The 25768-nt window shown below is 31.2% G+C and carries 28 protein-coding genes, 1 tRNA gene, 1 other RNA gene and 1 pseudogene; 29 read left to right on the top strand and 2 right to left on the bottom strand.

Annotated features, from left to right (window positions below; all coding sequences use genetic code 11):
- The first annotated feature begins 273 nt into the window (after positions 1-273).
- From AGR56_RS23625 to AGR56_RS17650, 6 genes are all read left to right on the top strand, one after another.
- Entirely contained in the window at positions 274-501 is a 228-nt protein-coding gene (locus tag AGR56_RS23625) for a hypothetical protein (RefSeq protein ID WP_347460554.1), read from the top strand.
- Positions 476-1249: an ATP-binding cassette domain-containing protein gene (locus AGR56_RS17670; RefSeq protein ID WP_347460553.1), complete on the top strand. Its 774-nt coding sequence runs from the start codon at positions 476-478 to the stop codon at positions 1247-1249. Before AGR56_RS23625 ends, AGR56_RS17670 begins: the two co-directional genes overlap by 26 nt.
- Positions 1250-1347: 98 nt before the next feature.
- Positions 1348-2049, top strand: coding sequence for an ABC transporter permease (locus AGR56_RS17665; protein WP_231016962.1), 702 nt, complete (start codon positions 1348-1350; stop codon positions 2047-2049).
- 1 nt (position 2050) lies between these two features.
- A complete protein-coding gene (locus AGR56_RS17660; protein WP_053243416.1) occupies positions 2051-2827 on the top strand; it encodes an ABC-2 family transporter protein in 777 nt (258 codons plus the stop codon).
- A 533-nt stretch (positions 2828-3360) separates the two neighbouring features.
- Positions 3361-3783: a helix-turn-helix domain-containing protein gene (locus AGR56_RS17655; RefSeq protein WP_053243415.1), complete on the top strand. Its 423-nt coding sequence runs from the start codon at positions 3361-3363 to the stop codon at positions 3781-3783.
- Between the two features lie 2 nt (positions 3784-3785).
- The gene (locus tag AGR56_RS17650; protein WP_053243414.1) at positions 3786-4646 is read left to right on the top strand and encodes an EamA family transporter; all 861 of its coding nucleotides are present in this window, start codon (positions 3786-3788) and stop codon (positions 4644-4646) included.
- Between the two features lie 212 nt (positions 4647-4858).
- Here the strand turns inward: AGR56_RS17650 and AGR56_RS17645 are convergent, their stop codons facing one another.
- Positions 4859-5545: a TIGR00266 family protein gene (locus tag AGR56_RS17645; protein ID WP_053243413.1), complete on the bottom strand. Its 687-nt coding sequence runs from the start codon at positions 5543-5545 to the stop codon at positions 4859-4861.
- Positions 5546-6146: 601 nt separating this feature from the next.
- Here AGR56_RS17645 and AGR56_RS17640 point away from each other — a divergent pair.
- The 7 genes from AGR56_RS17640 (at position 6147) to AGR56_RS17620 (ending at position 10722) form a co-directional block, all read left to right on the top strand.
- Positions 6147-6236, top strand: a tRNA-Ser gene (locus tag AGR56_RS17640).
- 11 nt (positions 6237-6247) lie between these two features.
- An RNA gene (gene ffs / locus AGR56_RS19810) (signal recognition particle sRNA large type) lies at positions 6248-6514 on the top strand.
- Positions 6515-6936: 422 nt separating this feature from the next.
- Entirely contained in the window at positions 6937-8574 is a 1638-nt protein-coding gene (gene dnaX, locus AGR56_RS17635) for a DNA polymerase III subunit gamma/tau (protein WP_053243412.1), read from the top strand.
- A gap of 70 nt (positions 8575-8644) precedes the next feature.
- Positions 8645-8986 (top strand): YbaB/EbfC family nucleoid-associated protein, encoded by a 342-nt coding sequence (locus tag AGR56_RS17630; RefSeq protein WP_053243411.1) that lies wholly within the window; start codon positions 8645-8647, stop codon positions 8984-8986.
- A 188-nt stretch (positions 8987-9174) separates the two neighbouring features.
- On the top strand, positions 9175-9771 hold the full coding sequence (recR, locus tag AGR56_RS17625; protein ID WP_053243410.1) for a recombination mediator RecR: 597 nt from the start codon (positions 9175-9177) through the stop codon (positions 9769-9771).
- 76 nt (positions 9772-9847) lie between these two features.
- Entirely contained in the window at positions 9848-10066 is a 219-nt protein-coding gene (locus tag AGR56_RS22360) for a DUF2508 family protein (RefSeq protein WP_157055852.1), read from the top strand.
- 401 nt (positions 10067-10467) lie between these two features.
- Positions 10468-10722, top strand: coding sequence for a pro-sigmaK processing inhibitor BofA family protein (locus AGR56_RS17620; RefSeq protein ID WP_053243409.1), 255 nt, complete (start codon positions 10468-10470; stop codon positions 10720-10722).
- Between the two features lie 378 nt (positions 10723-11100).
- Here the strand turns inward: AGR56_RS17620 and AGR56_RS17615 are convergent, their stop codons facing one another.
- Positions 11101-11538: a MarR family transcriptional regulator gene (locus AGR56_RS17615; protein ID WP_053243408.1), complete on the bottom strand. Its 438-nt coding sequence runs from the start codon at positions 11536-11538 to the stop codon at positions 11101-11103.
- A gap of 174 nt (positions 11539-11712) precedes the next feature.
- On the opposite strand from AGR56_RS17615, the gene AGR56_RS17610 reads away from it, so the two are divergent.
- The 16 genes and pseudogenes from AGR56_RS17610 (at position 11713) to AGR56_RS17545 (ending at position 25730) form a co-directional block, all read left to right on the top strand.
- Complete coding sequence (locus AGR56_RS17610) at positions 11713-11943, top strand: DUF3892 domain-containing protein (protein ID WP_053243407.1); 231 nt, start codon at positions 11713-11715, stop codon at positions 11941-11943.
- Positions 11944-12152: 209 nt separating this feature from the next.
- Entirely contained in the window at positions 12153-13910 is a 1758-nt protein-coding gene (locus AGR56_RS17605; RefSeq protein WP_242851592.1) for an FtsX-like permease family protein, read from the top strand.
- Position 13911: 1 nt separating this feature from the next.
- Entirely contained in the window at positions 13912-14682 is a 771-nt protein-coding gene (locus AGR56_RS22355) for an FtsX-like permease family protein (RefSeq protein WP_242851591.1), read from the top strand.
- Between the two features lie 18 nt (positions 14683-14700).
- Positions 14701-15417, top strand: a complete 717-nt coding sequence (locus tag AGR56_RS17600) for an ABC transporter ATP-binding protein (RefSeq protein WP_053243406.1) — start codon at positions 14701-14703, stop codon at positions 15415-15417.
- A complete protein-coding gene (locus tag AGR56_RS22350) occupies positions 15414-15731 on the top strand; it encodes a biotin/lipoyl-binding protein (protein WP_242851590.1) in 318 nt (105 codons plus the stop codon). Before AGR56_RS17600 ends, AGR56_RS22350 begins: the two co-directional genes overlap by 4 nt.
- 71 nt (positions 15732-15802) lie before the next feature.
- The gene (locus AGR56_RS22345) at positions 15803-16219 is read left to right on the top strand and encodes an HlyD family efflux transporter periplasmic adaptor subunit (RefSeq protein WP_242851613.1); all 417 of its coding nucleotides are present in this window, start codon (positions 15803-15805) and stop codon (positions 16217-16219) included.
- Positions 16220-16399: 180 nt separating this feature from the next.
- A complete protein-coding gene (locus AGR56_RS17590) occupies positions 16400-17134 on the top strand; it encodes an ABC transporter ATP-binding protein (protein WP_053243405.1) in 735 nt (244 codons plus the stop codon).
- Positions 17121-18773, top strand: a complete 1653-nt coding sequence (locus AGR56_RS17585; protein ID WP_053243404.1) for a putative ABC exporter domain-containing protein — start codon at positions 17121-17123, stop codon at positions 18771-18773. The genes AGR56_RS17590 and AGR56_RS17585 overlap by 14 nt, the downstream gene beginning before the upstream one ends.
- A gap of 750 nt (positions 18774-19523) precedes the next feature.
- Complete coding sequence (locus tag AGR56_RS17580; RefSeq protein WP_053243403.1) at positions 19524-20054, top strand: hypothetical protein; 531 nt, start codon at positions 19524-19526, stop codon at positions 20052-20054.
- Positions 20055-20325: 271 nt separating this feature from the next.
- Positions 20326-20679: a DUF6514 family protein gene (locus AGR56_RS17575; protein ID WP_053243645.1), complete on the top strand. Its 354-nt coding sequence runs from the start codon at positions 20326-20328 to the stop codon at positions 20677-20679.
- A gap of 443 nt (positions 20680-21122) precedes the next feature.
- Positions 21123-21497, top strand: coding sequence for a holo-ACP synthase (gene acpS / locus AGR56_RS17570; RefSeq protein ID WP_053243402.1), 375 nt, complete (start codon positions 21123-21125; stop codon positions 21495-21497).
- A gap of 1 nt (position 21498) precedes the next feature.
- A pseudogene (locus tag AGR56_RS17565) lies at positions 21499-22994 on the top strand (NAD(P)H-hydrate dehydratase).
- Between the two features lie 51 nt (positions 22995-23045).
- Complete coding sequence (locus AGR56_RS17560) at positions 23046-23684, top strand: germination lipoprotein GerS-related protein (RefSeq protein ID WP_053243401.1); 639 nt, start codon at positions 23046-23048, stop codon at positions 23682-23684.
- A 123-nt stretch (positions 23685-23807) separates the two neighbouring features.
- Entirely contained in the window at positions 23808-24968 is a 1161-nt protein-coding gene (alr, locus tag AGR56_RS17555; RefSeq protein WP_053243400.1) for an alanine racemase, read from the top strand.
- 119 nt (positions 24969-25087) lie between these two features.
- The gene (locus AGR56_RS17550; RefSeq protein ID WP_053243399.1) at positions 25088-25411 is read left to right on the top strand and encodes a hypothetical protein; all 324 of its coding nucleotides are present in this window, start codon (positions 25088-25090) and stop codon (positions 25409-25411) included.
- The gene (locus tag AGR56_RS17545) at positions 25368-25730 is read left to right on the top strand and encodes a type II toxin-antitoxin system PemK/MazF family toxin (protein ID WP_053243398.1); all 363 of its coding nucleotides are present in this window, start codon (positions 25368-25370) and stop codon (positions 25728-25730) included. Before AGR56_RS17550 ends, AGR56_RS17545 begins: the two co-directional genes overlap by 44 nt.
- Positions 25731-25768 lie beyond the last annotated feature (38 nt).

Genomic DNA, 25768 nt, shown 5'->3' with positions numbered 1-25768 from the left:
GATAAGGGCGCATTTCCATATTATGTTAGCCATTTTTGGCATGTTGGTCAATAGTTTAATTATTTTACTGTTATTTTATACTTATATCTTATAGTAAAAATGCAAGTCTGTCAACTAAAATTTAGATATTATATGAAAAACCTAGAAAAATTATTAAGATTACTTTGGCACCTATTGTAGTATAAAATAAGACTTAAATGCAAACTTTCGTTAAAGCCTGTTTATCTATATAATTAATAAGCACAGAAATCAGAGTACAAAGGTGGTGTTTAAGTGATTGAATTAAAAGAAATTTCTAAATCCTTTAAAGTTTCCAAGCGAAATGCTGGACTCGGTAATGCTTTTAAAGCTCTATTCAATAGAGAATATGAAGTAGTAAAAGCTCTTGAAAATATATCCTTTACAATTAATGATGGTGAAATGGTTGGCTATATAGGACCAAACGGTGCTGGAAAAAAGTACCACTATCAAGATTATGTGCGGCGTTCTCACTCCCGATAGTGGTGAATGTATTATAAATGGACGTACCCCTTGGAAAAACCGTATAGCTCATGTACGTGAAATTGGAGTCGTATTTGGCCAAAGGAGCCAACTCTGGTGGGATGTACCTGTTATTGACAGCTTTGAATTAATACGTGATATGTACAAGATTAATGAAAAACTTTTTAAAGCCAATTTGGATGAGCTTTCCGAGCTTCTTGATTTAGGGGAATTATTAAAAACGCCAGCACGAAACTTAAGTCTTGGCCAACGTATGCGCTGTGAAATTGCTGCTTCTCTGCTGCACAATCCAAAAACATTGTTTCTAGATGAACCAACTATAGGACTTGATGCAGTCTCCAAAATAGCTGTGCGTAATTTTATTAAGAGGCTTAACGCTGAAAGGGGCACAACTGTCATACTTACAACCCATGATATGCAAGATATTGAGGCATTAACCAATCGTATACTATTAATTGGAAAAGGCAAGATACTACTCAATGGAAGTCTAGATGAGCTAAAAAAACATGCATCCGAGCGCAAAACACTTGTGATAAAATACCGCGGGAAAGCACCTAAAATTTGTGCAGGAATGACAATTACTGAAGCTAGTGAAGGACAGCTTGTAATTTCCCTTGATCCATCAGCAGTGCAGGTCTCAGATGCAATTGGATATTTTGCCACGCAGACGGAATTACTTGACGTTTCAGTCTCTGACATAACTACTGAAGAAATGGTTGCCTCTCTTTATAAGGAATATAGCATATGAATATGTATATATCAGTATTCCGGATACGTTTTATAAACAACTTACAATATCGTGCTGTATCATTTGGAGCAATTCTTACAAGGTTTTTATGGGTCCTTATGGAAGTACTTGCATATTCAGCACTTTATCACACTGGCAATAACACTTTTCCAATGAAACTTTCACAGACGATTTCTTATATATGGATGCAACAAACATTAATAGTACTTTTCGCAGTGGTTTTTTCAGACGGTGAAATTTATTCTACCATTGAAAGTGGTTCCATTGCCTATGAACTCGTCCGCCCAATGAACTTATATGGCCGTTGGTTTTGTGAGTCCGCTGCCAACCGCATTACTTTTACAATACTTAACTGTCTACCTTCACTGCTTTTAGCACTTATCATGCCAAAGCCGTACAGAATGTGCATGCCGCTTGGTATGGCACAATTCCTTCTGTTTTTACTATCAACAGTACTTGCATTGTGCGTAGTTGTTTCATTTGCTATGCTTATGTATATTTCAATGTTTTATATACTGTCTCAGAGAGGTATAAAAATCATAGTTACTGCTTTTACATCATTTTTATCTGGAGGCATAATACCTTTACCATTTTTTCCTGCACCCATTCTTGCAATTGTTAAACTGCTTCCCTTTGCGGCAATGCAAAATATGCCACTTATTATATACAGTGGAACTGTTAAAGGTACAGCTACTTTGAAAGGTGTTGCCTTTCAATTATTTTGGCTTGTAGTACTGTTTGTCATTGGACAGTTTATTATGCGGCGCACCCTAAAAAAAGTAATTGTACAGGGAGGTTAATATGAAACTATATTTAAATTTTATAGCCTTGAACCTAAAAAGCCAGATGCAATATAAAGTATCTTTCTTTTTAACTACATTAGGACAGTTCATAACATCATTTACATCGTTCTTTGGCTTATATTTTATTTTTTCACGAATTAAGGCGGTAGATAACTTCACCTACCAGCAAGTACTTCTATGCTTTTCCGTTACAATGATGGCTTTTTCACTTGGAGAAATGTTTGGAGGAGGATTAGCTTCATTTCCCCGTATGCTTAGCAATGGTGAGTTTGACCGCGCCCTTATAAGGCCAAGAAGCATTATATTGCAAGTGCTGATGCCTAATATGGATTTTTCGCGACTTGGTTTATTATTGCAGGCTGCACTCGTACTATTCTATACAATACCTATGAGTGCTATTACATGGACTTTTGAAAAGATTATCACACTATGTCTTATGATACTTTGCGGAGGAGTTTTGTTTTTTGGTTTATTTCTCATTAACGCTGCATGCTCACTTTTTACAATGGAAAGCTTGGAGTTTTTGAACATCTTCACTTATGGTGCACGTCAATTTGGTCGATACCCACTTTCCGTGTATGGAAATGGTATTTTAAAATTTCTAACATTTATAGTTCCACTGGCCTTGATTCAATATTATCCTCTATTGTATTTATTGGACATAAACCGAAATATCCTTTTTATGTTTTCACCAATAATATCCTTGCTATTCTTAATTCCCAGTTATGGATTTTTTAGATTTGGATTAAGTAGATATAAGTCAACAGGATCATAGAAAAAATATAGATAACCAAGCTGAAAGATTGAATTGCTAATACCTAATCTATCCCTGCAAACTGGAAGTTGATTCAGAGCACAGAGTACAAAGTGCAGAGTACAGTGAAGGTGGATTTACCTTTCGTTTCTCTCAGGTAAATCTTAGAACTTAATAGAATTAGGTAAATACGAATAATAGTAAAAATATTATTATAAACATCCGTTAGTAGATTTGGTCTAATCTTTATTGGTGGGTACAACTATATTATACGAGTGAAGGGTTTTAACTTCACTATTATGATTCCTTCGCAATTTTTTTTAGTGCAACAGCCCCTTTTTTTATTTCCACAGAGAATTTAATGATACCATCAATTAAAATTTCCGCGTTACCTTTGTGTTAAAAATTTTTTAGTTTCATTAAAAAACAAAAATCGGGCATTTAATGTTAAATGGATGTTATATACTGCTAAAACACAATTTATTTCTGTTATTATTGAATTTCATGATGCTTAGCGGTATAATCTTCTTAAGATTAGAAGGGAGTTTCATTTCATGAACGATGATATTTTGAACCTTGAACAAGCAATAGAATTTTTGGGAGTTAGTGAAAAAACCCTAATTAAGTTACTCCGAGAGGAACACATCCCTGCTCGTAAAATTGGTCGTGAATGGCGATTTAGTAGGGAGGCCTTAATTAATTGGCTTGCAGCTGGAGATTCAACTAATTACATAAATCAGAATGAACTATACATGGTTTCTAAGGATACTGTTGGTAAGTCTGCAGTTTTATTTGATAAAATCGAAGAAACCATAACTGCTGTAAAGGAAAATGGCAATAATATTAAGATTATACTAAAAGACCTTGAGAAGGATATCACTATTCCTGAGAATGCTTCGCTTCGTATTAGTTACAAACAGCAAAGAGAAGTTGAAAAATTGGAGTTTAAAATTTTTTGGGATTTAAGGAAGGGGTAAAAATGTGGATTTTATATGCATTTGGTTCAGCATTGTTTGCAGGAATGACGGCTATTTTAGCGAAAATTGGGATAAAAAATACAGATTCTAATTTAGCTACAGCGCTTCGTACAATTATTGTACTTATATTTTCATGGCTTATGGTATTTGTCGTGGGTTCACAGCATACAATTAATGCTATTTCTAATTATACTCTTGTATTCTTAATATTATCTGGATGTGCTACTGGTGCATCTTGGTTATGCTATTTTAAGGCTCTACAACTTGGGGATGTAAATAAAATCACTCCTATTGATAAGAGCAGCACTATTTTAACTATTATTCTGGCTTTTCTGTTTTTAGGGGAAACTCCTACGCTGTTTATGGGATTGGGTGTTGTTGTGTTTGCTGCTGGAACTTATCTTATGATACAAAAAAAAGAATTAGAATCGCATGATATTAATGGTAAATCATGGCTTTTTTATGCAGTTCTTTCTTCTATATTTGCTGCATTAACTTCTATACTTGGTAAAGTAGGAATACAAGGCGTGGAATCAAATTTAGGAACAGCAATTCGCACTATTGTGGTACTTATTATGGCCTGGGTAATTGTTTTTCTTCAGAAGAAACATGTCATGATAAAGGATATAGATAGGAAAAGCTGGGTGTTTATAGCACTTTCTGGTCTTGCAACAGGCCTTTCATGGTTATGTTATTATCACGCATTGCAAACTGGTAAAGCTAGTATGGTAGTACCTATCGATAAATTGAGTATTGTTGTTTCAATTGTATTTTCACGAGTTTTTCTCAAAGAAAGACTTTCCGGAAAAGCATTTATTGGTTTGGTGCTAGTTATATCTGGAACAATGCTTTTATTGATTTAATGCAGTTGCATTATTTTATTAAACAAGCATAGAATATAAAATGAGTGATAAGTTAAGGTAAGTTTTTTCTGCTTTTGCTATGAATAACTTTTGAACTTAATTTTGTTTCATTTTTATAAGAGAACATGTATATCTATAATTTAATAGTTGAGCTGATTCTCCTATATGGGAGTGAGCATAAGAAAACCATCCTAAATTTATCACTGGTTTTTTTATTTGTTGTCTTTGAAGTTGTAAAATTGCCCAATTTTAGCTGCAAGGTTTTCAATAGGCATTGTTTGAAGGTATACTTTTCCTGGTCCTTTTAAAGTTCCTAAAAATAATCCTTCTCCACCGAAAAGCATGTTTTTGACACCTTTAACCATAGAAATGTCAAAGCTTACTGTAGAATCAAACATTGCAACATGGCCAGTGTCAACTTTAAGGATGTCATTATTTAAAAGAGAATAGTCCTCTACATGGCCATCGAATTCAAGAAATACTATTCCTGGACCAGTTATTTTTTGAAGTATGAATCCTTCTCCGCCAAATAAACCTGTAGATAATTTTTTCTTTAAAAATATACTTAATTTAACTGAAGATTCAGCGGCAAGAAAGCTTTTTTTCTGGCATATTATACTTTCACCTGATAGTAAATGTCTTTCAATTATCTTACCAGGAAATGATGAAGGGAAAGCCACCATACCCATGTCTTTTTTGCAAGTAAATGTATTGAGGAATATTGATTCTCCAGAAATTGTTCTTGAAATTCCACCTAAAAGACCGCCTTTCATATTTGTATCCATTTTTATGTTATCACTCATCCACCCCATAGCACCTGATTCAGATACAAGGGTTTCACCAGGATTAAGCTTGCATATTACAATAGGTAAATTATCTCCTTTAATTTCATATCTCATTAAAATCCCTCCTTAGTTATATTATATACAATTACGGATTAAAATAAATGCATTTCCAGATTTTAATTATTTAATATTAGTTTGAGCTAAATTAAATAAAAAATAATAAAGAAGGTTGAAAATATTACGAAATAATGGTATTATATACTAAAAGGTATAGTTTAAATTTAATAATTCATTTATTTTGAGAATTTATGATATGTAGAATTTATGAGAGAGAATTAAAACTATCAAAAGTGTATGAGAATTTATGAGAGTTTATGGGTGAGAGATATAAAATGAATATTAATGAACTATACCTATTTTTGTTTAATGGCTCTAAGTTTAGGAGCCTATTTTTTTAGGTAAAAATTTTTTTATACATATTTTGATTCTATTTTGATATACATAGTGAAACTAGCTCAACTACAAATTATATGTGAACCATAATCCATTAAAGATTGGTACTTTGGTACATAAATAGTTGAAGTTTCGCATCAGCTTCATTATATTACATAATTTCCATATAAAAAAAGATTATTATAGTTGAAATTGCGTTCTTTTAATAGTATAATATGATTGTTCTGCAAAAATACAATATATAAAGGATTAAATCATATATGGAGAGATGTCCGAGTGGTTTAAGGAGCACGCCTGGAACGCGTGTGTAGGGGAAACTCTACCGAGGGTTCGAATCCCTCTTTCTCCGCCATTTAATCTTTGCTGTGCTAAACGGGGAGTTAGCGGTGCCTTGTACCTGCAATCCGCTATAGCAGGGTCTAATTCCTTGAATAAGGCTTTGATTTGTGGGGTCTGCCCTTTAAATGCTGGTGTTGATAATTGGGTCCCACGCAATGAAAAATCATGAACCCCGTCAGATCCGGAAGGAAGCAGCGGTAAGTGAAACTTTTCGTGTGCCGTGGATTAACCTGATTTGAGCCAACTTTAAAGGTAACGCTCATAAATTAATGTCGAGTTCGAGGTGCACAGCATTTAATAATTGAATTTTATTGTATATAACATAAGATGCTTTACTAGGCATCTTTTTTTGTAGTATTATAAACTTAAGAAATACAGATAAAAAACTTGAAAGGTTGAAATGACTAATATTAAATTGGCCCTGACAAACTGGAAGGTGTAAAGCAGAGTACAATGAAGGATGATTTTTCTCCGCTGCGCTTTGAAAAATCTAAGAACTTGATGTGCGCAAAGCGCTTAAAATATAGTGCTCAGCGCAGCTGACACTATCAAGTTCTAAGATTTACCTGAGAGAAGCGAAAGGTAAATCTACATTCACTATACTCTCTACTCTTTACTCTTAGTATTTATAAAAATTATTTGAAAAACTTTGATAAGTGTATCTTAAAAATTTTATGCGGTTAAATTATATAGTATAGATAGAAGGTGAAAATGTGGCATATACTGCTTTATACAGAGAATGGAGGCCCAAAAACTTTAGTGAAGTTGTAGGTCAAGAACATGTTACTGTTACATTGAGAAATCAGGTTAAAAATAATAGAATAGCACATGCATATTTACTTTGCGGAACTAGGGGAACAGGAAAGACTACTACAGCAAAGATTTTATCAAAAGCAGTAAATTGTCTTAATCCTAAAGATGGTGAACCATGCAATGAATGTGAGATGTGCAAAAAAATAAACGAAGGTATGGCTATAGATGTTACGGAACTTGATGCAGCATCAAATAATAGTGTAGACGATATAAGAAACATAATAGATGATGTTCAATATCCACCCCACGAGGCTAAATATAAAGTTTATATAATAGATGAAGTCCATATGCTCTCTCAGGGTGCAGTTAATGCCTTTTTAAAAACTCTTGAAGAGCCACCTCAAAATGTTGTGTTTATACTTGCAACTACGGATCCACATAAGCTTCCTATAACCATTTTATCAAGGTGCCAAAGATTTGATTTTAAAAGAATAAAAAAAGATGCAATGGTTAATAGGCTTAGGGAAATAGTTACAGCTCAAGGGGTTTTTGCAGATGATAAAAGTCTTAATCTTATAGCTAGGATGTCTGATGGTGCAGCTCGTGATGCAGTAAGTATTCTTGATCAAGCAATTTCAGTAGGAAATGGAAAAATAGAATATGAAAAAGTACTAGACATGCTTGGACTTGTTACTAATGAGTATATATTTAAACTTATGGATTGTATTATAGATAAGAATGTTGAGGCTTGCATACGAACTATAGATGAAATTGTTTTTTCAGGTAAGGAAATAGGTATTTTTATAAAGGACTTAATAGAACATGTAAGAAATTTAATGATGATTAAGGTAAGTAAAAATCCTGAAGAAGTTTTAGATATGTCTTCTGAAAATTTAAGCATAGTTAAGGAACAGTCAAAGAAAGTAAGAATAGAAGAAACTATGCGTTATATAGGTATACTTCAGGAAGCAGACGAGCAGGCGAGAAAAAGCAGTAATAGCAGAATATATCTTGAGCTTGCTATAATAAAAATGTGCAAAGTTGAATATGATACATCTAATGAAATTATATTATCAAGACTTAACAAACTTGAAAGATTAATAAAAAGTGGAAATATTGTAGTAAATAACAATAGTGGTAATGAAAAAACACCAGCACCTAAGGTTCAAAATAAAGTTAATAATGAAATGCAGGTGCCTATTCAAGCTTCTGATGATGCTGATGAGGATACTGCAATAAAAACGGATGTAACCTTAGATGATGTTAAAAAAATTTGGAAAGATGCAATAGAAATGTTTAGAGCAAACAGAAACATGGTCATGGGTGTGCATTTAAGTAATGGTAATCCTGTGGCATGTAATAATGGAGTTATACAGATAGGATTTGATAAACAGTATAACTTTAGTAAACAGCATCTTGAAAAAGTTCAAAATAACAAAAAAGTAGAAGAGGTATTCTCAAACATGCTGCATGGCAGAGTTAAGGTTGTATATTCTTCCCAAGGTAATGATGATATAAAAAATGCAAGTCCTGAAAATGCAGAAGACATAATAAAGAAAACTTTTGGTGAAGATAATGTTGATATTATTGATGAATGAACTTGTAAATGTTAAAATATAAAATATTGATACAAAAATAATTGAAGTTAACATAGGAGGTTTTTTAATTATGGCAAGAGGTGGATTCCCAGGAATGGGCGGAGGAAATATGAATAATCTTATAAAGCAGGCACAAAAGTTTCAAAAGCAAATGGAAGATATGCAAAAGGACCTTGAAGATAAAGAATTTACAGCTACAGTTGGAGGCGGAGCTGTAAGTGCAACTGTTAATGGAAAGAAAGTCATAACAGATATAAAAATAAAACCAGAAGTTGTTGATCCTGATGATGTAGAGATGCTTCAAGATTTAATATTAACTGCATGCAATGAAGCTCTTAATAAAGCAGAAGAAGAAACTTCAGGAGAAATGAAAAAATTAACAGGCGGAATGAATTTACCAGGAATGTTCTAATATATAAATTTAGGAATTACCAGAAAGTTTTAAACCGTATTTGCTAAGAAATTACAAGTAATATTAAAAATAAGGATAAAGAGTAGAGTGAATGAGGATTTATCTTCCTTGCGTAGGATAAATCTTTGAACTTATAAAAGCGATGATTATAGTTTTGACATATTAAAGTTAGAAAGGCAAGTGGCATTATGGAGCTTTACCCCGTAGCAATTGAAAAGTTAATAGAAGAATTCGCAAAACTTCCGGGAATAGGATATAAAACTGCACAAAGACTTACACTATACGTCTTAAATTTACCTAGGGACGAAGTAGATGGATTTGCCAATGCCCTTATAAAGGCAAGGGGAACTATTAAATATTGTTCTGTATGTGGAAATTACACAGACACTGATCCTTGCGCTATTTGCTCAAATCCCAATAGAGATAAGGGCACGATATGTGTTGTAGAAGAGCCTAAAGATGTAATTGCAATGGAAAAGGTAAGGGAATACAACGGAGTTTATCACGTTCTTCATGGAGCAATATCTCCAATGTCTGGAAAGGGACCTGATTCCATAAAATTACGAGAACTCATAAGCAGAATGAATGGAAGTGTAAAGGAAGTAATAGTGGCGACAAATCCTAATGTAGATGGTGAAGCTACTGCCATGTATATATCAAAAATATTGAAACCACTTGGAGTTAAAGTTACTAGAATCGCTCACGGTATACCTGTTGGAGGAGATTTGGAGTATGCAGATGAAATAACTTTATCAAAAGCTCTTGAAGGAAGAAGAGAAATTTAGATAAACTATAGGAATACTATTCCCAATTTATGTCTATAATTTTAATAGGATATAAATTGGGAGGTTTTTATTATGAATAAAAAAAATACCTGGTAAGAAAAGCAGCTTAAGCGTAGAACAAAAAAAATTACTTTTAGCTATAGAAGAGGCCAGGCATGAATGGAAGCAGTGTTCGGAGTATTTTGATGTAGTAAGTGATCCAAAACTTATAGATTATGCTATATATAAAGAAGCGGCAGCCAAATCAAGATATATATATTTGTTAATGCAGGCAAAAAAATGGATATTAAAATAAATGGATACGACGAATATTTAAGGGAAGTAAACTCTAATTAAACGCTTACGTAATCTATAGGGATAAACTATTTGAAATTTTGAAAATGCAAGTGTCAAGATTATACAAGTGATATTTTTTTAGTGCACAATTCACAATGACATTTCACAGTTAAGGATGATTTATTCCTCCTGCGTTGGATAAATCTTAAAACTTAATGATGTTCCGTTTTGCTTAATGAAATAAATAAGCAATTTTATAAATTTAGTACCAGTATTTAAGTTTTAAGATTTTCTGTAGCTAAGCGGAGGAAAATCAACTATGACTGTGCATTGTGCACTTATTTTTTATAAGTTAAATCCTATTAAAGGTATTTTAGCTAATTTAAAAGATAGATATAATTTGATAATGGGGGATGAGGAATGGAGTATATAGGTTATTTTGTTGTTGCAATTATACTCATTTTAATTGTAGTTAAGCTGTTGTCTTGGCCTCTTAAGATTTTGATAAAGTTAATTATTAACGGTGTCTTAGGTGCGATTTTGTTATTCATTGTAAATATATTTGGAAGTTATTTTGGCTTTCAAATTGGTATAAATATAGTTACTGCACTTATAGCAGGAGTGCTTGGCGTTCCTGGAGTAATATTTCTAATTATTTTTAAATTGTTTTTTTAGAACAGCAATATATAAATATTGCGAAGTAATACTGCTTTGCAACATTAAAAAAATTCCTCCGTACCTACGGAATTTTGGGTGTGAACTTGTCCACTCATTTATTGATTAACGGTGATTATAGGGTATTTTTCGTAGGGAACCGGAGAAAAATTTACCTTGCATTTCCGGTTTAGCGAAGTAACAGTATTGAAGGAATAGTTTAAATAAAATTTTATAAATCTTAGTGGCAAATTGTTAAACTTCTTGAACCCAAAGCAACCACTTTTTTTAAATAACCACTTAGATTTATAGGATTTTTTTAACGCGACGAAGCATTATTACTTCACAACTTCCAGTTTATCTAAATAATACATTCCATTACTTTGAAAGAGAAGATTGTTACTTCTCGTAGGAGTCTATTTTGTTGCATGTATTGTTAATTATTTTGGTGAGGCTTTTATATTCATTTTCACCTAAGGCATTTAAACATCTTAAATGAAGATTTTCCCATGCTTTATTAATTTGAGCTTGAAGTTCTAGTCCTTTATCTGTTAAATATATAAACGAGTTTTTACCCTCACTTTTTCTGTTTAAGAGACCTTTATTTTCGAGCTTATCAATGAATCTAGTTGTTGTAGATGGTGTAATATGAAGAATTTGCCCTATTTCTTTTTGGCCTATACCTTCATTTTCATGTACGATACTAATTAAAAATGCATAAGTAGAAGATAATCCAGTAATTCTAAACTCCTCATCTGCCATTTTTCCTAATGTTCTAGATAACTTATTACATGAGAAATATAAGCAATCACATAATACTTCATTTATATTTGACATTATTTTTTCTCTCCACACAGTTTTATTTTAAAAATAGTATTGTTTGTACATACAACTATATATTATAAAATTAAATATGTCAATTGAAGTTTTTTAAACAAAGTCTAAAATTTTATAAATGAATAATATATAACCATGATGCAAATAATATAAAAAAATAAGTGAGGTGTTAGCATGAGTGATAAATCTAAGGTTATAAAAGTAAAGAAAAACCCTCAGGGAGATATAACTGACGTAATGCTTGATAATGGAAATGTATATTCAATAGACGAAGCAATAACAATGGCAAAGGATGATTTAATAGAGGGTGTAAACGTTGGTAAGGCAAAGAATGGTAGAGAGTATTTGAGAAGTAACCCTAATGGTAATGAGGGAGATAATCTAGATAATAAGCCAATTTTTTAAGCATAAAGGGAAAGGATATGCAGATACAGCATATCCTTTTTTTATATTTTGTGACATTAGTCATAAATTTTTATTACTTAAGTCAGTATGAAAGTACAATCTTTTTTAATATAATAAAGACATTGTATTGATTCTATTTATAGCATAGTATACTATTAAAGTATTACATGTATTTAAAACAAATTATAAAATAGGAATGGGGTGAATCAATGGGAATAATTCTTAAATTTATGCTAAGAAATATAAAAGAAAAGAAATTAAGAACTTTTCTTGTGGTTTTTTCAATAATGGCATCAACAGCGTTGTTTTTTGCATCAAGTGGAATGAGCACTAGTATAAAACAGACTTATGTAGATATTATAAGACAGTATTATGGAAATGCGGATATAGAAATACATTCAAATAGTAAATCTCCAACACCATATTTAAGCATGGAAAGAACTGATACAGTAAAAAGTAAAACTGATTATGCAATTGGAGAAATGGATGCAAATGGAGTATACACTCATGGTGATAAGGACAGAAATATAATGTTAAGAGGTTTTAATTATGATGACATAAAACTTATGGACTTATTTGATTTTAATAGTAAGGGTTCTGTTACGCCATTTAGCGGGGAAAAAGTAATAATAAGCAAAAAATCTGCTGATGAATATGGATTTTCTGTAGGAGATAAAATTCCTATAAAAGTAGGTAAAGACTCCATAAGTCACAAATATACCATAGTTGGCATAGCGGATAATAAGGGCATGTTTGGAATGGAAAGCGATGAAAATATGATGGCTATAATTCCAAGGCAGCAAGCTGAGAATATAAATAACATAAAGGGAGAAGTCTCATTAATATATATAAAAGCATCAAACTCCAATGATATAAAGCAAATTGTAGATGAACTTACACCTGCATATAACCACTATACTGTAAGAAAAATAATCGATGAGAAACAGATAGATGAATCACTTGGACAAATAACTATGGCATTTAGAATGATGATGATTGTGGTTTTAATGATGAGTGCATTTATAATATATACGGTGTTTAAGGTAATAGTTACAGAAAGGCTTCCAGTAATAGGAACCTTCAGAAGTATTGGTGCCACAAAGATATCTACTAGTTTGGTTCTTGTAGGAGAGAGCATAATATACGGCATAATAGGCGGAATATTAGGAAATCTTGCTGGAATTGGCATACTAAAGGTACTCATGAAACTTATTGCATCTCAAATGGCACAAGGAATAACTATAGCTCCTTCTGTTAGCTATAATTTTGGACAATTATTAAGTGCATTTATATTTTCGATAATTATTTCATTTTTAAGTTCTATTGTTCCTATAGCCAAATCATCAAGATTGTCAGTTAAGGATGTTGTACTTAATACTATAGATAATGCTGAAAAAGAAAAACTATGGAAGTTAATTTTAGGATTGGTGTTTGTAGCAGGTGCATTTAGTACTCCAAATGCTATAAAAGGAAGTTCATTAAATAGCAGCACATCTTTAATGATACTTGTAGTATGCATGGTGCTTTCGGTTATAGGTATTGTAATAATTATCCCATATGTCACTGAACTTTTGGTAATAATACTAAGTAAATTATACAATATTATATTTGGAAATGAGGGCAGTTTGGCTGCAAAAAATCTAAGAAAGAATAAAAGCTTGATAAATAATATTTCACTTCTAGCAATAGGCATATCAACATTGTTTATGATTAATGTTGTTAGCTCTAGTGCAGGAACGGTACTTGTTAAGGCTTATGACTTTTTTAACTATGATCTATATGTAAATAATGATGATGGCAACTCACTAGACAATTCAACCATCAGTGATGTAAAAAATACAGTGGGAATAAAGGAAGTTGATGAAGATTATTCATCTCAAAATATTGAGGTTATTGGAAATAAAGAACCTATTACTCAAATTAGATTTATGAATACTTATGAAATAGATAATTTTTGCAAAAGTTAAAATGCTTCAAGATAAGAATGAGGTATTTAAAAATTACAATGATGGCAGAACTATAATACTTACTAAAAGCAATATGAAAAGATATAACAAGCAAATTGGAAATTATATTACCATAAAGACAACCAGAGGAAATAAGGATTACAAAATAGTTGGTTCCTTTGATACAATGATGGAAGATGGAAATATGGCGTTGGTACCTAAAAAGTATGCTAAAGGAGATTTCAAACTATATCAATGTTCTTCTTTAGATATTAAGACATATAAAGATCCCGAAGAAATGAAAAATGTTCTTTCTAAAAGGTTTAAAACTAGGCGGTTGACAATTGAGACTGTAGCACATCAAGAAGAAGAAAATAAAAAGCAAAATGACGGAATGCTTCTAATAATTAAGGCATTTCCTATAATGGCACTTATAATAGGAGCTTTTGGCGTAATAAATAACTTTGTTATAAGTTTCATAGAAAGAAAAAGATCACTTGCTGTTTATGCTTCTGTTGGCATGAGTAGACATCAGACGAGAAAAATGTTATTTGTAGAGTCACTTTTAATAGGGCTTATAGGGAGCTTATGTGGAATTGCTGGTGGAATGCTTATGATTTATATAATGCCATTTATGTTTGATTTGGCAAACTTTCCTATGGAATTGAATTATTCAAGTAGTGTTTTTGGAACAAGCATTTTACTTGGAGTTTTAATAACTGTTGTAGCTGCAATTGTTCCATCACTTAAGTCATCTAAATTGAACATTATAGAAGCTATAAAATATGAATAAAGATATAGGAGGCATAGAATGGAAGTTTTAGAAGAAAAAGTTCAACCTAAACTTGGTAAGCCAGTTATAGAAACCACTAATTTAAATAAATCCTTTAAACTTGGTAATGAGAATGTAGAAATTCTAAAAGATATTAATCTTGTTATAAAAGAAGGCGAATTTGTATCTATAATGGGTCCTTCTGGTTCTGGCAAAAGTACTCTTTTGTACCTTCTTGGAGGACTTGATAAACCAACTACAGGAAGTGTTAAGATAGCCGGTAAGGAACTTTCAAGTATGAATGATAAAAAGCAGAGCATAATGAGAAGAAGAGATGTTGGTTTTGTATTTCAATTTTATAATCTAATACCTAATCTTAATGTTGAGGAAAATGTAATGCTTCCAATATTACTAGACGGAAAAAAACTTAAAAGTTATAGGGATAAGCTTGATGATATACTAAAAATAGTTGGTCTAGAGGATAGAAGAAAGCACACCCCAAGAGAACTTTCAGGTGGGCAGCAGCAGAGGGTTGCCATTGCAAGGGCACTTATAAATGATCCGGATGTAATACTTGCAGATGAACCTATTGGAAACCTTGATAGTAAAACTGGAACGGGAGTAATGGAACTTTTAAGAGAGATAAACCTTGAAAAGGGGAAAACCATAGTTCAAGTTACTCACTCTGAGGAAGCGGCAAAGTATGGTCAAAGGATAATATATGTGAGAGATGGAAAGGTGGTAGAAAGTAGATGAAAAAATCAAAGATAATACTCACGGCGATAATTATAGGAACACTTGTTACAGCTGTTGGATGTGGAAGTTCAAAATCTAACACACAAGGTACAAAGGAAACTACAAAAAAGGTTGCCAATAATTATGTAGAAGCATCAGGTGTTATAAAATCCCACAATACTGAAAATATAGTTATAGATGGTGGTGCCCAAGCTGTTATAAAGGTGAATTCCATTAATGTCAAAGAGGGACAAAAAGTTAAAAAGGGGGATAAACTTTTAGAGTTAGATTTATCTCAACTTAATTATCAAATAACGCTAAAGAGAAGGCCGTAGAAGCAGACAAGGACTTAAAAAATGATGCCCAAAATCAAACGAATAATCAAAAAAATGCACAGGATGCAAAAATAGCTGCTGAACAAGCAGAAGTTGATGCACTTAAGTCCCTTTTAAATAAAGGTTATTTGAATGGAAGTAATGTAGTTTCTGATATGGATAATGCTGTTGTTACTGACCTTGGATATAAAAAAGGTGATGTGGTTTCAGCACAACAAAAAATACTTAGCCTTCAAGATTTAGGCAGCTTATATATAGATGCAAAGGTTGGAGAAGAATTTATAAAGGATGTTCAGGCAGGAAAAGCAGTTACTATAATTCCTACTTCAAATCCTTCAGCAAAGTATACAGGAAAAGTAGTTAGCATATCAAATGCAGCAGTTACAGAACAAAATGGAGAAACAAATATACCTGTAGAAATATCTATAGATAACAGCGATGGCAAACTTTTACCAAATTACAATGTAGACGTACAGATACAGAAATAAAATTTTTTATTTACCCTATAAAGAAATTTTAGATTTTACGATACTTATCTTACAGAAATAATTTTATCTATATTAAAAATGTACTTGGGAATGTTATTTGTGTTCCCAATCTCCCCTAAAATCCCGATATTGCCCAATCGGGATTTTTTTAAAAATATCTTTTTAAGGAGTAAATGAATTATGGAGAGAAAAGTATTAGAAGTAATAAGTTTGAAAAAATACTATAAAGGAAACAAAGCGGTGGATGGTATATCTTTTCATCTTAATGCAGGAGAAATAGTTGGACTTACGGGACCTAATGGAGCGGGAAAAACTACAACTATAAAATGCATACTTGGACTTCTTAGAAAAACGAAGGGAAAAGTTCTTGTAGATGGTATAGATAGCATAAAACAGGAATCAAAATATAAACTTGCTTATATACCAGAAACACCTGATATATATCCTATGCTTACTGTGTGGGAACATTTGAAATTTATTGCACTTGCTTATTATATAGATGATTGGCAGGAATATGGAAATGAAATATTAAAGAGATTTGATCTTTACGATAAGAAAAATATCCTTGGAAGAGATCTATCTAAAGGAATGAAACAAAAACTTTCAATTTGCTGTGCTCTTTTGCATAAACCGGATGTGTTTTTAGTAGACGAGCCTTTAATAGGACTTGACCCTAAAGCTATAAGAGAGCTTAAAGATGCTTTTAAGGCATTAAGGGCTGAAGGCAAATCACTTCTTATTAGTACCCATATGCTTGATACTGCTGAAGGACTTTGCGATAGAATAGTTGTCTTAAAGAAGGGAACTCTTATTTTGGAGGGGACTATAGAGGATTTGAGGCTTAAAGTTAATGCCGGAGAGGATTCTTCCTTAGAGGATTTATTTTTGGAGGTAACTGAGGATGAAGAGAAATAATCCTGTACGTGATTGTATAAATTTATCATATATAGAATTTTTAAAATTAAAAAACTATATAAAAGTTACTATGACAAATCCTCTTACAGCAATAAAATCTGCTTGGGCTTATATATTTCCAATAATAATATTTGCGATGCCCTTGTTTACGAATAAGAAATCAGTTAAAAGAAAAATTATTGATATTTCAATTAAAAATAATTTCACGCTCAACATAATTTTATTAATTGTAACTTTGATACTTTTAATTGTCTTGCTTTATTGTATATATTCTGCAGCAAATCAATATAGACCAAGTCAGTTTAGTATATCTGATGCAAATTATCTTTTCTCGTCTCCAATTGAACCAAGAACAATATACTTATGGACTATGTTAAGGAGTATTATTAATAGTTTTGGAACGATTTTGTTTTTTATGCTTGTATATTTTTTGTATGGATACAGATATTTTAAACTAAATTTACCCAACTTTGGTTATGTTGCTTTTGGATTATTATTTTTAGTGCTGTTTCTAAAGTCACTTTCGTTTTTTATATATTCCATGTGCATGAAATTTAAAATAGGTAAATTAATTAAAATTTTTGTGTATTTATGTATGGCGGCATCAGGAATATATGTGATTGGGTCAATCATATATAAACGTGACATTTTAAAAGGATTATTTTTCAGCATTAATAGCAATGTAATCAGTAATGTTCCAATACTGGGGTGGACAAAAGATGCTTTGATTTCACCATTTTTCCCACAATATAATCCATTATACAAAGTCATAGCTTTATTTATTGTTGCCTCTGTCTTTTTCTTTTTAGCTGTTTATTTTGCTACAGATTATTATGAAGAAGCGGTTGGAACCATTGAAATTATGGAGCGAAATAAGAAAGCAATAAAATCACAAAACGCTGATGATATTCAAGATATGGCAAGTAAAAAAGAGAAAAATAAAGAAGTAAAGGCGGTAAAAGATAAATTTGAATATAAGGGCGCCTGGGCATTTGTATGGAAAGCACGTATTGTGAATCATAGAACTTCTAGTAATGTAATTATGTATATATTTTGGGTTTTAGCATTTGTAGTTTCTATGATTGTAGCATATTTTGAAAGAAGCTTAAGCTCAGATAAAATTTTAAGTGAATATCTTATAGTTGCATTTAGCATGGTAGCTTCAGGAGGAATGGGTATATCTCCATTAAAATATGAAAGAACAAAGCAGTATTTATTTATAATACCAGGTAAGGCATGGGAAAAGATGATCGCACTTCATTTCTTTGATTTTATAAGGAATTTTGTGTTAAACCTTTGTATTGTACTTCCTATTGTAATTATGAATAGAAAGGCTAATTTATTTGGAGTGTTATTCTTACTTCTTGGATTATGGGGAACCTATATAGTTACAGTATTTAATAAACTTTTGATAAATTTAATTATGCCTTCCTTTGATGATGGAAAAAATGGCTTTTTAATGATAGTATTTGATGTACTCGTTTTTGCACCAGCTGGTGGAGCTGCAGCACTTGCAGGATATTTCCTATTTCACAGTATAGTTTGGGGATTGCTTGTATATTGCATTGGAATAATTGCCACTGGAGCAGTTTATTGCGTTTTTATGCAAAGCCTATTTGGTGCAATAGAAATGAGGTAAGCTGCTACAATAAAGTATTATGTTGAAATGGATTGTTTCACCAAAAATTAATTCAATCGTGATTTATAAATATTGCGAAGTAATAACTAATTTTTTTCGCCTAAAAAGAAGGCGAAAAAAGCTAAGGGTGAAGGGTTTTAACTTGCTCTGCTCGCTAAAAGGTGAACTTTTTTACCTTCAGTAAAAAAAAATATTCCTTAACCTTTTGCCGTGGCAAAAACCTTCACCTTTGACAAGCAAAGCTATGTCAAACCCTTCACTTTTCACATAAGTGAAAAAGTTAGTTTTTTAATGAGCAGGGCGAATTAAAACCCTTCACTCAGCTCGACAAATTCCAGTTTGTAAGGATAAATTTTGAGATTGCAATTTTAAAGTTTCAAGTTTTCAGATGGTTTATCTTTAGTAATATTATAATTAGTAGTAAATTAATTTTATATTGTAAATAAAATTCATTCAAAAATTAGGAAACTTTTGAATAGAAAGAAATAAAGATAATTAGTTAAGAATTTAAAGAGATGATATTATAAAATTTATATAAGACTTTAATTTAAACATTTATTGTGGAAAACAAATGTTTTTATTTAACATAAAATGGTATAAAATAAAATATGTAGAAGGTGAATTTTTCATGCATATAAAACGCATTTAATGGCAAAAATATTTAATATTATAGGAATAATTCACTTAAATTATTAAGCGAAAGGAGAAAGCGTATTAATTATTACTAGTTATTGAACGCAAATAAATAAGATGGAAAATATAAATTACGTAGAAAATTTAAATAAGGAATTTATGGAATTTATGGAAACAGCAATTTCAAATGAAATAGATTGTTATGTAATAGATTCAAATTTTACAAAAGAGTTTAATAAAAGGTTAATTGAAGTTATGGAGGAAATAAGAAAAGGCAATCCAGACATAGAATTTAGTATAATCTTTAATGTTGATAAAGAAATATCTTTAATTGATTCTTTAATAATTGGAAATTTTGCTGCGGATTTGTATTCTGTTTATATGAGCAAATATTATAAAACCAAAGATTTGCAGACTATTTTAAATTACATGCATAGTGAAAATGATGCTGAAAAAAGAAGATTTATAATTAATTCTATTAATGTATTTTACAATATATTTAATGAAATGTTTAAAACTATAAAATGTAACAAAAGTATATTTTGTAAATATGAAAAATACTATAATTTGAGAGAATTGAAAGAGAAAAAAACTCCATTGATGGTATTGGTAATTTTGATATTAGAAGATATGTGCAAATTTTTTTAAGATAAGAAACAGTTTGTTAATAGAATGTTACAAAGAAATTTAAGACATATGAACTAATGAATCGACATTTTTTATGCGCATAATTGGATATATATGGTGAAAAACGTTTTTTGGACATTGAAAAATATTAAATATAATGTAATAAAATAATTTAAAGGAAAATTAGTGTCAAAATAATATGAATGAAAAAAAGGTTCAACTATCATCAAGTGACAGAATTTTTGAAACGCTTATGTTAATATTTGATCATAAGTATAGGGAGGTTGGATATATGGAGATAGTTGAATCTATGATAAAGGAAATTCAAGTAGGTGACAAAACGTGTAAGTATGAATATATGCTTACTAAGGGGGAAGTGTCTTTAAGTTATTCTAGTGAAATTATGAATATTCAATCTTATGGCATAGAGGTTGAAAGAAGAGATTTTATCAATGGAAATCTTGTAAATATTGATCATGATGGAGTGAAGAATATAAGCTCCGATAGATACAAGGTACATAATCTTCTTAAGATTTTGTATGAAAATATAGTTTCACCAATTAATTTTGTAGAAATTATTGGCGAATGTATTGATGAATACACATCAGATTACGATAGAGTATATAATGATATTTTGAGTTGCTAGGGGGTAATTTACTCCCCTTTTTTATATTGTGAAATTCTGAAATTATTTTCATGTAAATGTTTACAAAACTTTACTCTTTGCCAACTGGTATATATAATTTATTTATAATTATGTATAGTGCATAGATTTTAAATTAGAGTAGAGAGTAGGGAGTACAGAGTACAGTGAAGGATGATTTTTCTCCGCTATGCTTCGAAAAATCTAAAACTTAATGCTCACGCATGGCGTAAAGCATAGTGTTCAGCGCAGCTGACACTATTAAGTTCTAAGATTTACCTGAGAGTAGCGAAAGGTAAATCTACATTCACTGTACTCTCTACTCTGTACTCTGAGTTAAATTTCAGTTTGTAGGGATAAATTTGGTATTGGTAATTTTAATATTTCAGCTTGTTTATCTATATTAATTGACGGCTTCAGAATAAAACAATTAAGGGGTGAAGGTTATGATTTTAGGAATTGGAACAGATATAATAGAAATAGCTAGAATAATGGAAGCAGTGGAATTAAACTCAAATTTTATTGAAAAATTATTTAGTAAAAATGAAATTGAATACTTAAAAACAAGAAACTTAAGGGCAGAATATATAGCAGGTAGATTTGCGGCAAAGGAAGCAGTTTCTAAAGCTTTAGGTACAGGCTTTAGAGGGTTTAACTTAAAGGATATAGAAATTGATAGAAATTCACTAGGGAAACCAATTGTAACTTTAAGAGGTAAGGCCAGACAAATTGCAGAAAAAAATGGTGATTACAGAATGCATGTAAGCATCTCACATGATAGGCACAGCGCTGTTGCATATGCAGTTTTGGAGGTGCTTTAGTTTGAGAATTACAGATGCTAATACTATGAGAAAAGTAGATGAATGGTGCATTGATGAACTAAAGATACCAAGTGTAGTTCTTATGGAGAATGCTGCATTTAAGGTAGCTGGAAATGTAGGCAAGGATATGAAAGATATAGTCATCGTGTGCGGAACTGGAAATAACGGAGGAGATGGATTAGCAGTTGCCAGGCAGCTTTTTAAAAAGAATAAGAATATTACTGTGTTTTTGATTGGCAATATTGAAAAAATGAGTAGTGATTGTAAAGTCAATTATAATATATTAAAGAATATGAAATTAAATATTATTAATATAAAAAACAGCGAAGATATATTCATTTTAAAAGAAGCAATTAAAAAATCAGAACTTATCATAGATGCTATTTTTGGTACAGGGCTTAATAGAAAGATAGAAGGCATATTTAGTGAAGTGATTTCTAAAATTAATGATAGCAAAAATATATTTTATCTATTGATGCGCCTTCTGGTTTAAATAGTGATAATGGTTTGATAATGGGAAATTGTATAAGGGCAAACAAAACTGTTTCATTTGAAGCTTATAAGGTTGGTTTTTTACAATATGGGAATGACGTATACATTGGAGAGGTAGTTATAGAAGATATAGGTATTCCCGAATTTGTATTAGAAAAATTTTGTGACAATAAATTTATACTAGATGAGAGTATAATTAAAAATGGTATAGTAAGGAGAAACAAGTATTCTCATAAAGGTAATTATGGAAAGGTTACGATTTTTGCAGGGTCAACAGGATATTCTGGAGCAGCATATATTTCAACACAGGCGGCAGTTAAAACGGGTTCTGGACTTGTTACCCTATGTACATATAAACAAATTCAAAATATATTAAGTGAAAAGTTAGTTGAAGCAATGACTATATCTTATGATGAAGAGGAAAGAATTAATAATGCTATAGAGAAGAGTAGTGTAATTGCTATAGGTCCTGGAATGGGAAATAATAAATTTACTCTTGATATGCTAAAGAAAATAATTTGTACATCAAAAGTGCCAATTGTTATTGATGCGGATGGAATAAATGTACTTAAGGACAATATTTCTCTGCTCGCAAACAAAAAAGTACCTATTGTGATCACACCGCATCTTGGAGAAATGTCCAGGCTTACCAATATATCTGTTGAAGGGATAAAAAATAATAGAATAGAAATAGCCCAAAATTTTGCACGTAAATATGATGTTATAGTCCTGCTTAAAGGCTATAATACGGTTATAACTGATGGAAAATATACAGCAATAAATTCTACTGGCAATAGTGCTATGGCTTCTGGAGGTATGGGGGACTGTTTAACAGGAATGATAGCATCGTTTATAGGACAGCAGTATCACCCTCTTAAAGCAGCTTGCATGGCAGCTTATATTCATGGATATTGTGGAGAAAATCTTTCTCAAAAAATGTTCAGTGTTACGGCTTCAGATGTATTAAATGAAATACCATATGCAATAAAAACATTCATAAATTAGATTTGTAGCGAATATGAATTTAGTAATAGAAATGTTGAATAAGGAGTATTGGTGAAAGAAAAAACAAAGCTGTTTAAAATGTTTTTATGTGGATGCATTATAATTGTTGCTGCTGCAATATTGAGTACATATTGTCTTTTGAGGGCAATAAATTCTAAGGATAAAAATGTTATAGACCATCTTAAAGAACTTAAAAGCTATAGTTGCGATATGAAGATAACAGTTAAGAATGATAAACAAAATGTTGAATATGCTTGCAAACAATATTATTCATATGGCAATGGCTACAGATTAGAGATAAATAAAGAGAGAAACATGGTTTATAAAGAGAACAGGGTATATGTTTTTGATAAAGAAAATAATAAAGCCTACGTTAAAAATGATGAAACTGATGATATATATAAACTTAGTTTTATAGGAGAATATATTGGAATGCTTTATACTAATCAAAATATAAACTGTTCAATAAGGAAAATAAATGGAATTGAATATGCTCTTATTAAAATTGATATACCAAATCAAAATAGAAATGCAAAATACGCTGTTATGTATGTAAATGAGAAAAGCAGTGAACCATACAAGCTGATTATATGCGATGAAAATAATAAAGAAAAGATGGAAATTGGATATAGTAATTTTATTCTTAATAATAACATAAACACTAAGTTATTTGAAACTCCTAAGCTGTGATACGCTCTGTAAGTACCAATACAATGAAATATACAATTATGGGTGGTTCTTGTAATGTATATTACTTTGAGTTATCATTAAATTTGTGTACAAAATTAGCAGCTTTTAGGATGGTGAAGGTAAATGTTTAGGCATATAAGGCCAGTGTGGGCAGAAATAAATTTAGATAATATTGCATATAATATGCAGAGAATAAGAGAATGCTCAAGAAGTAAAGATATAATAGGTATAGTGAAGGCAGATGCTTATGGACATGGAGCAGTCGATGTGGCACCAGTTATTCTTAAGAATGGTGCAAATAGACTAGCAGTTGCGGTTTTAAGTGAAGCCGTTGAACTTAGAAAATCTAAGATTGATTGTCCTATAATGATACTTGGATATACACCTCTTAGTATAGGAGACGATATATTTAAATATAATATAGAGCAAACAGTATTTTCAGTAAGTTATGCTAAAGAATTATCTAAAATGGCTCAGGAAAGAAATGTTGATGTAAAAATCCACATAGCACTTGATACAGGAATGGGTAGAATTGGATTTATACCGGATGAAAAAAGTGTTGAAGAGGTATATGAAATAAGCAGGTTACCTAAAATAAAAATTGAGGGACTATTTTCACATTTTTCAACGGCAGATGAAGAAAACAAAGAGTATACTTATCTTCAATTTGAAAGATTTAAATGGTTTTATGATAAACTTATTAAAAAAGGTGTAAGGGTGAATATAAGACATATTGCAAACAGTGCTGCCATAATGGAACTTCCGGAAACACATTTTGAAGCTGTAAGGCCTGGTATAATAATTTATGGATATTATCCATCAGAAGAGGTAGATAAAAATAGGTTGAGTTTAAAACCTGCTATGGAGTTAAAAACTAACGTGGTTCACATAAAGGAAATGAAAAATGGTGAGTTCATAAGTTATGGTAGAAAATTTCAGTGTAAGAGAAAAAGCTTAATTGCAACTCTTCCTGTAGGCTATGCAGATGGATTTACAAGAATGCTCTCCAATAAGGATAAAGTCATAATTAATGGAGAATTTGCTAATATCGTAGGTAGAATATGCATGGATCAATGTATGGTTGATATAACTGACATTCCAGATGTAAAAGTTGGGGATGAAGTTATACTTATGGGAGAGTCTAATGGAAAATCTATTACAGCAGATGACATAGCTGGAATGCTTGGAACTATAAACTATGAAGTTATTTGCATGATAAGTAAAAGAGTTCCAAGAGTATATGTAAGTAATGAGAAGGTTGTAAAAATAAGGAACTATATATAAGTGCTATATATTGGAGTACACGAAAGTTTAACAAATCCTTTGACATATTGACAATTATTGAATTATAATAAGTTAAATACATATATTTGTGATGTTTTTTAGGAGGTATTAATTTTTGTATGTCAAATTCGAAGAGATTAGTGATAAACATCTCAGAAAAGCTTTGTAGTGAGTTTGATAAGGCGCTTAAAGAAGATAGAAAAAAAAGAAGTGAATTTATTAGAGAAGCAATAATATTATATATAGAGAAGAAGAAAAAGCTTGATCAGGCTGAAGACATTAAAAGAGGATATATTGAAATGGGTAAAATGAATATTGAAATGTCTGAGTTTGGTGTATCCTCTTATTTAGAAGAATTAGATCAATATGAAGTGATACTATCGGAGAGTGATTTTCCTAATGACGATAATGATAGTGAAAAGAGGAGATATATTTTATGCTGATCTAAGTCCCGTAGTTGGATCAGAACAAGGTGGCATACGTCCCGTTATTATAATTCAAAACGATGTTGGTAATAAATATAGTCCGACTGTAATAGTTGCAGCTATTACTTCTCAGATAAATAAGGCAAAGCTCCCAACACATGTTGAGATATCGTCAGAGGAGTATGGACTTAATAAAGACTCAGTAGTCTTACTTGAACAGATAAGGACGTTAGATAAAAGACGGCTCAAGGAAAAAATAGGTCATATGACAGATAGCGATATGGAAAAAGTGGATTATGCTCTTGAAGTCAGTATAGGATTATCAAAAAATGAATAAATTAAGCTTGTTTTTAGTATAAATTTGTATAGTTTGAG

It is taken from the genome of Clostridium sp. DMHC 10 (assembly GCF_001270375.1).
GTDB lineage: Bacteria > Bacillota > Clostridia > Clostridiales > Clostridiaceae > Clostridium_S > Clostridium_S guangxiense.
Note: the sequence above shows the minus strand (reverse complement) of the source record. Positions and strands in the feature narration are given on the sequence as shown.

What these genes read in the sequence shown, in the direction of transcription:
- AGR56_RS17670 (WP_347460553.1), top strand. Translation starts at nt 476, where the DNA reads ATGTGCGGCGTTCTCACTCCCGATAGTGGTGAATGTATTATAAATGGA.
- AGR56_RS17665 (WP_231016962.1), top strand. Translation starts at nt 1,348, where the DNA reads ATGGAAGTACTTGCATATTCAGCACTTTATCACACTGGCAATAACACT.
- AGR56_RS17660 (WP_053243416.1), top strand. Translation starts at nt 2,051, where the DNA reads ATGAAACTATATTTAAATTTTATAGCCTTGAACCTAAAAAGCCAGATG.
- AGR56_RS17655 (WP_053243415.1), top strand. Translation starts at nt 3,361, where the DNA reads ATGAACGATGATATTTTGAACCTTGAACAAGCAATAGAATTTTTGGGA.
- AGR56_RS17650 (WP_053243414.1), top strand. Translation starts at nt 3,786, where the DNA reads ATGTGGATTTTATATGCATTTGGTTCAGCATTGTTTGCAGGAATGACG.
- AGR56_RS17645 (WP_053243413.1), bottom strand. Translation starts at nt 5,545, where the DNA reads ATGAGATATGAAATTAAAGGAGATAATTTACCTATTGTAATATGCAAG.
- AGR56_RS17630 (WP_053243411.1), top strand. Translation starts at nt 8,645, where the DNA reads ATGGCAAGAGGTGGATTCCCAGGAATGGGCGGAGGAAATATGAATAAT.
- recR (WP_053243410.1), top strand. Translation starts at nt 9,175, where the DNA reads ATGGAGCTTTACCCCGTAGCAATTGAAAAGTTAATAGAAGAATTCGCA.
- AGR56_RS17620 (WP_053243409.1), top strand. Translation starts at nt 10,468, where the DNA reads ATGGAGTATATAGGTTATTTTGTTGTTGCAATTATACTCATTTTAATT.
- AGR56_RS17615 (WP_053243408.1), bottom strand. Translation starts at nt 11,538, where the DNA reads ATGTCAAATATAAATGAAGTATTATGTGATTGCTTATATTTCTCATGT.
- AGR56_RS17610 (WP_053243407.1), top strand. Translation starts at nt 11,713, where the DNA reads ATGAGTGATAAATCTAAGGTTATAAAAGTAAAGAAAAACCCTCAGGGA.
- AGR56_RS17605 (WP_242851592.1), top strand. Translation starts at nt 12,153, where the DNA reads ATGGGAATAATTCTTAAATTTATGCTAAGAAATATAAAAGAAAAGAAA.
- AGR56_RS22355 (WP_242851591.1), top strand. Translation starts at nt 13,912, where the DNA reads ATGCTTCAAGATAAGAATGAGGTATTTAAAAATTACAATGATGGCAGA.
- AGR56_RS17600 (WP_053243406.1), top strand. Translation starts at nt 14,701, where the DNA reads ATGGAAGTTTTAGAAGAAAAAGTTCAACCTAAACTTGGTAAGCCAGTT.
- AGR56_RS22350 (WP_242851590.1), top strand. Translation starts at nt 15,414, where the DNA reads ATGAAAAAATCAAAGATAATACTCACGGCGATAATTATAGGAACACTT.
- AGR56_RS17590 (WP_053243405.1), top strand. Translation starts at nt 16,400, where the DNA reads ATGGAGAGAAAAGTATTAGAAGTAATAAGTTTGAAAAAATACTATAAA.
- AGR56_RS17585 (WP_053243404.1), top strand. Translation starts at nt 17,121, where the DNA reads ATGAAGAGAAATAATCCTGTACGTGATTGTATAAATTTATCATATATA.
- AGR56_RS17580 (WP_053243403.1), top strand. Translation starts at nt 19,524, where the DNA reads ATGGAAAATATAAATTACGTAGAAAATTTAAATAAGGAATTTATGGAA.
- AGR56_RS17575 (WP_053243645.1), top strand. Translation starts at nt 20,326, where the DNA reads ATGGAGATAGTTGAATCTATGATAAAGGAAATTCAAGTAGGTGACAAA.
- acpS (WP_053243402.1), top strand. Translation starts at nt 21,123, where the DNA reads ATGATTTTAGGAATTGGAACAGATATAATAGAAATAGCTAGAATAATG.
- alr (WP_053243400.1), top strand. Translation starts at nt 23,808, where the DNA reads ATGTTTAGGCATATAAGGCCAGTGTGGGCAGAAATAAATTTAGATAAT.
- AGR56_RS17550 (WP_053243399.1), top strand. Translation starts at nt 25,088, where the DNA reads ATGTCAAATTCGAAGAGATTAGTGATAAACATCTCAGAAAAGCTTTGT.
- AGR56_RS17545 (WP_053243398.1), top strand. Translation starts at nt 25,368, where the DNA reads ATGACGATAATGATAGTGAAAAGAGGAGATATATTTTATGCTGATCTA.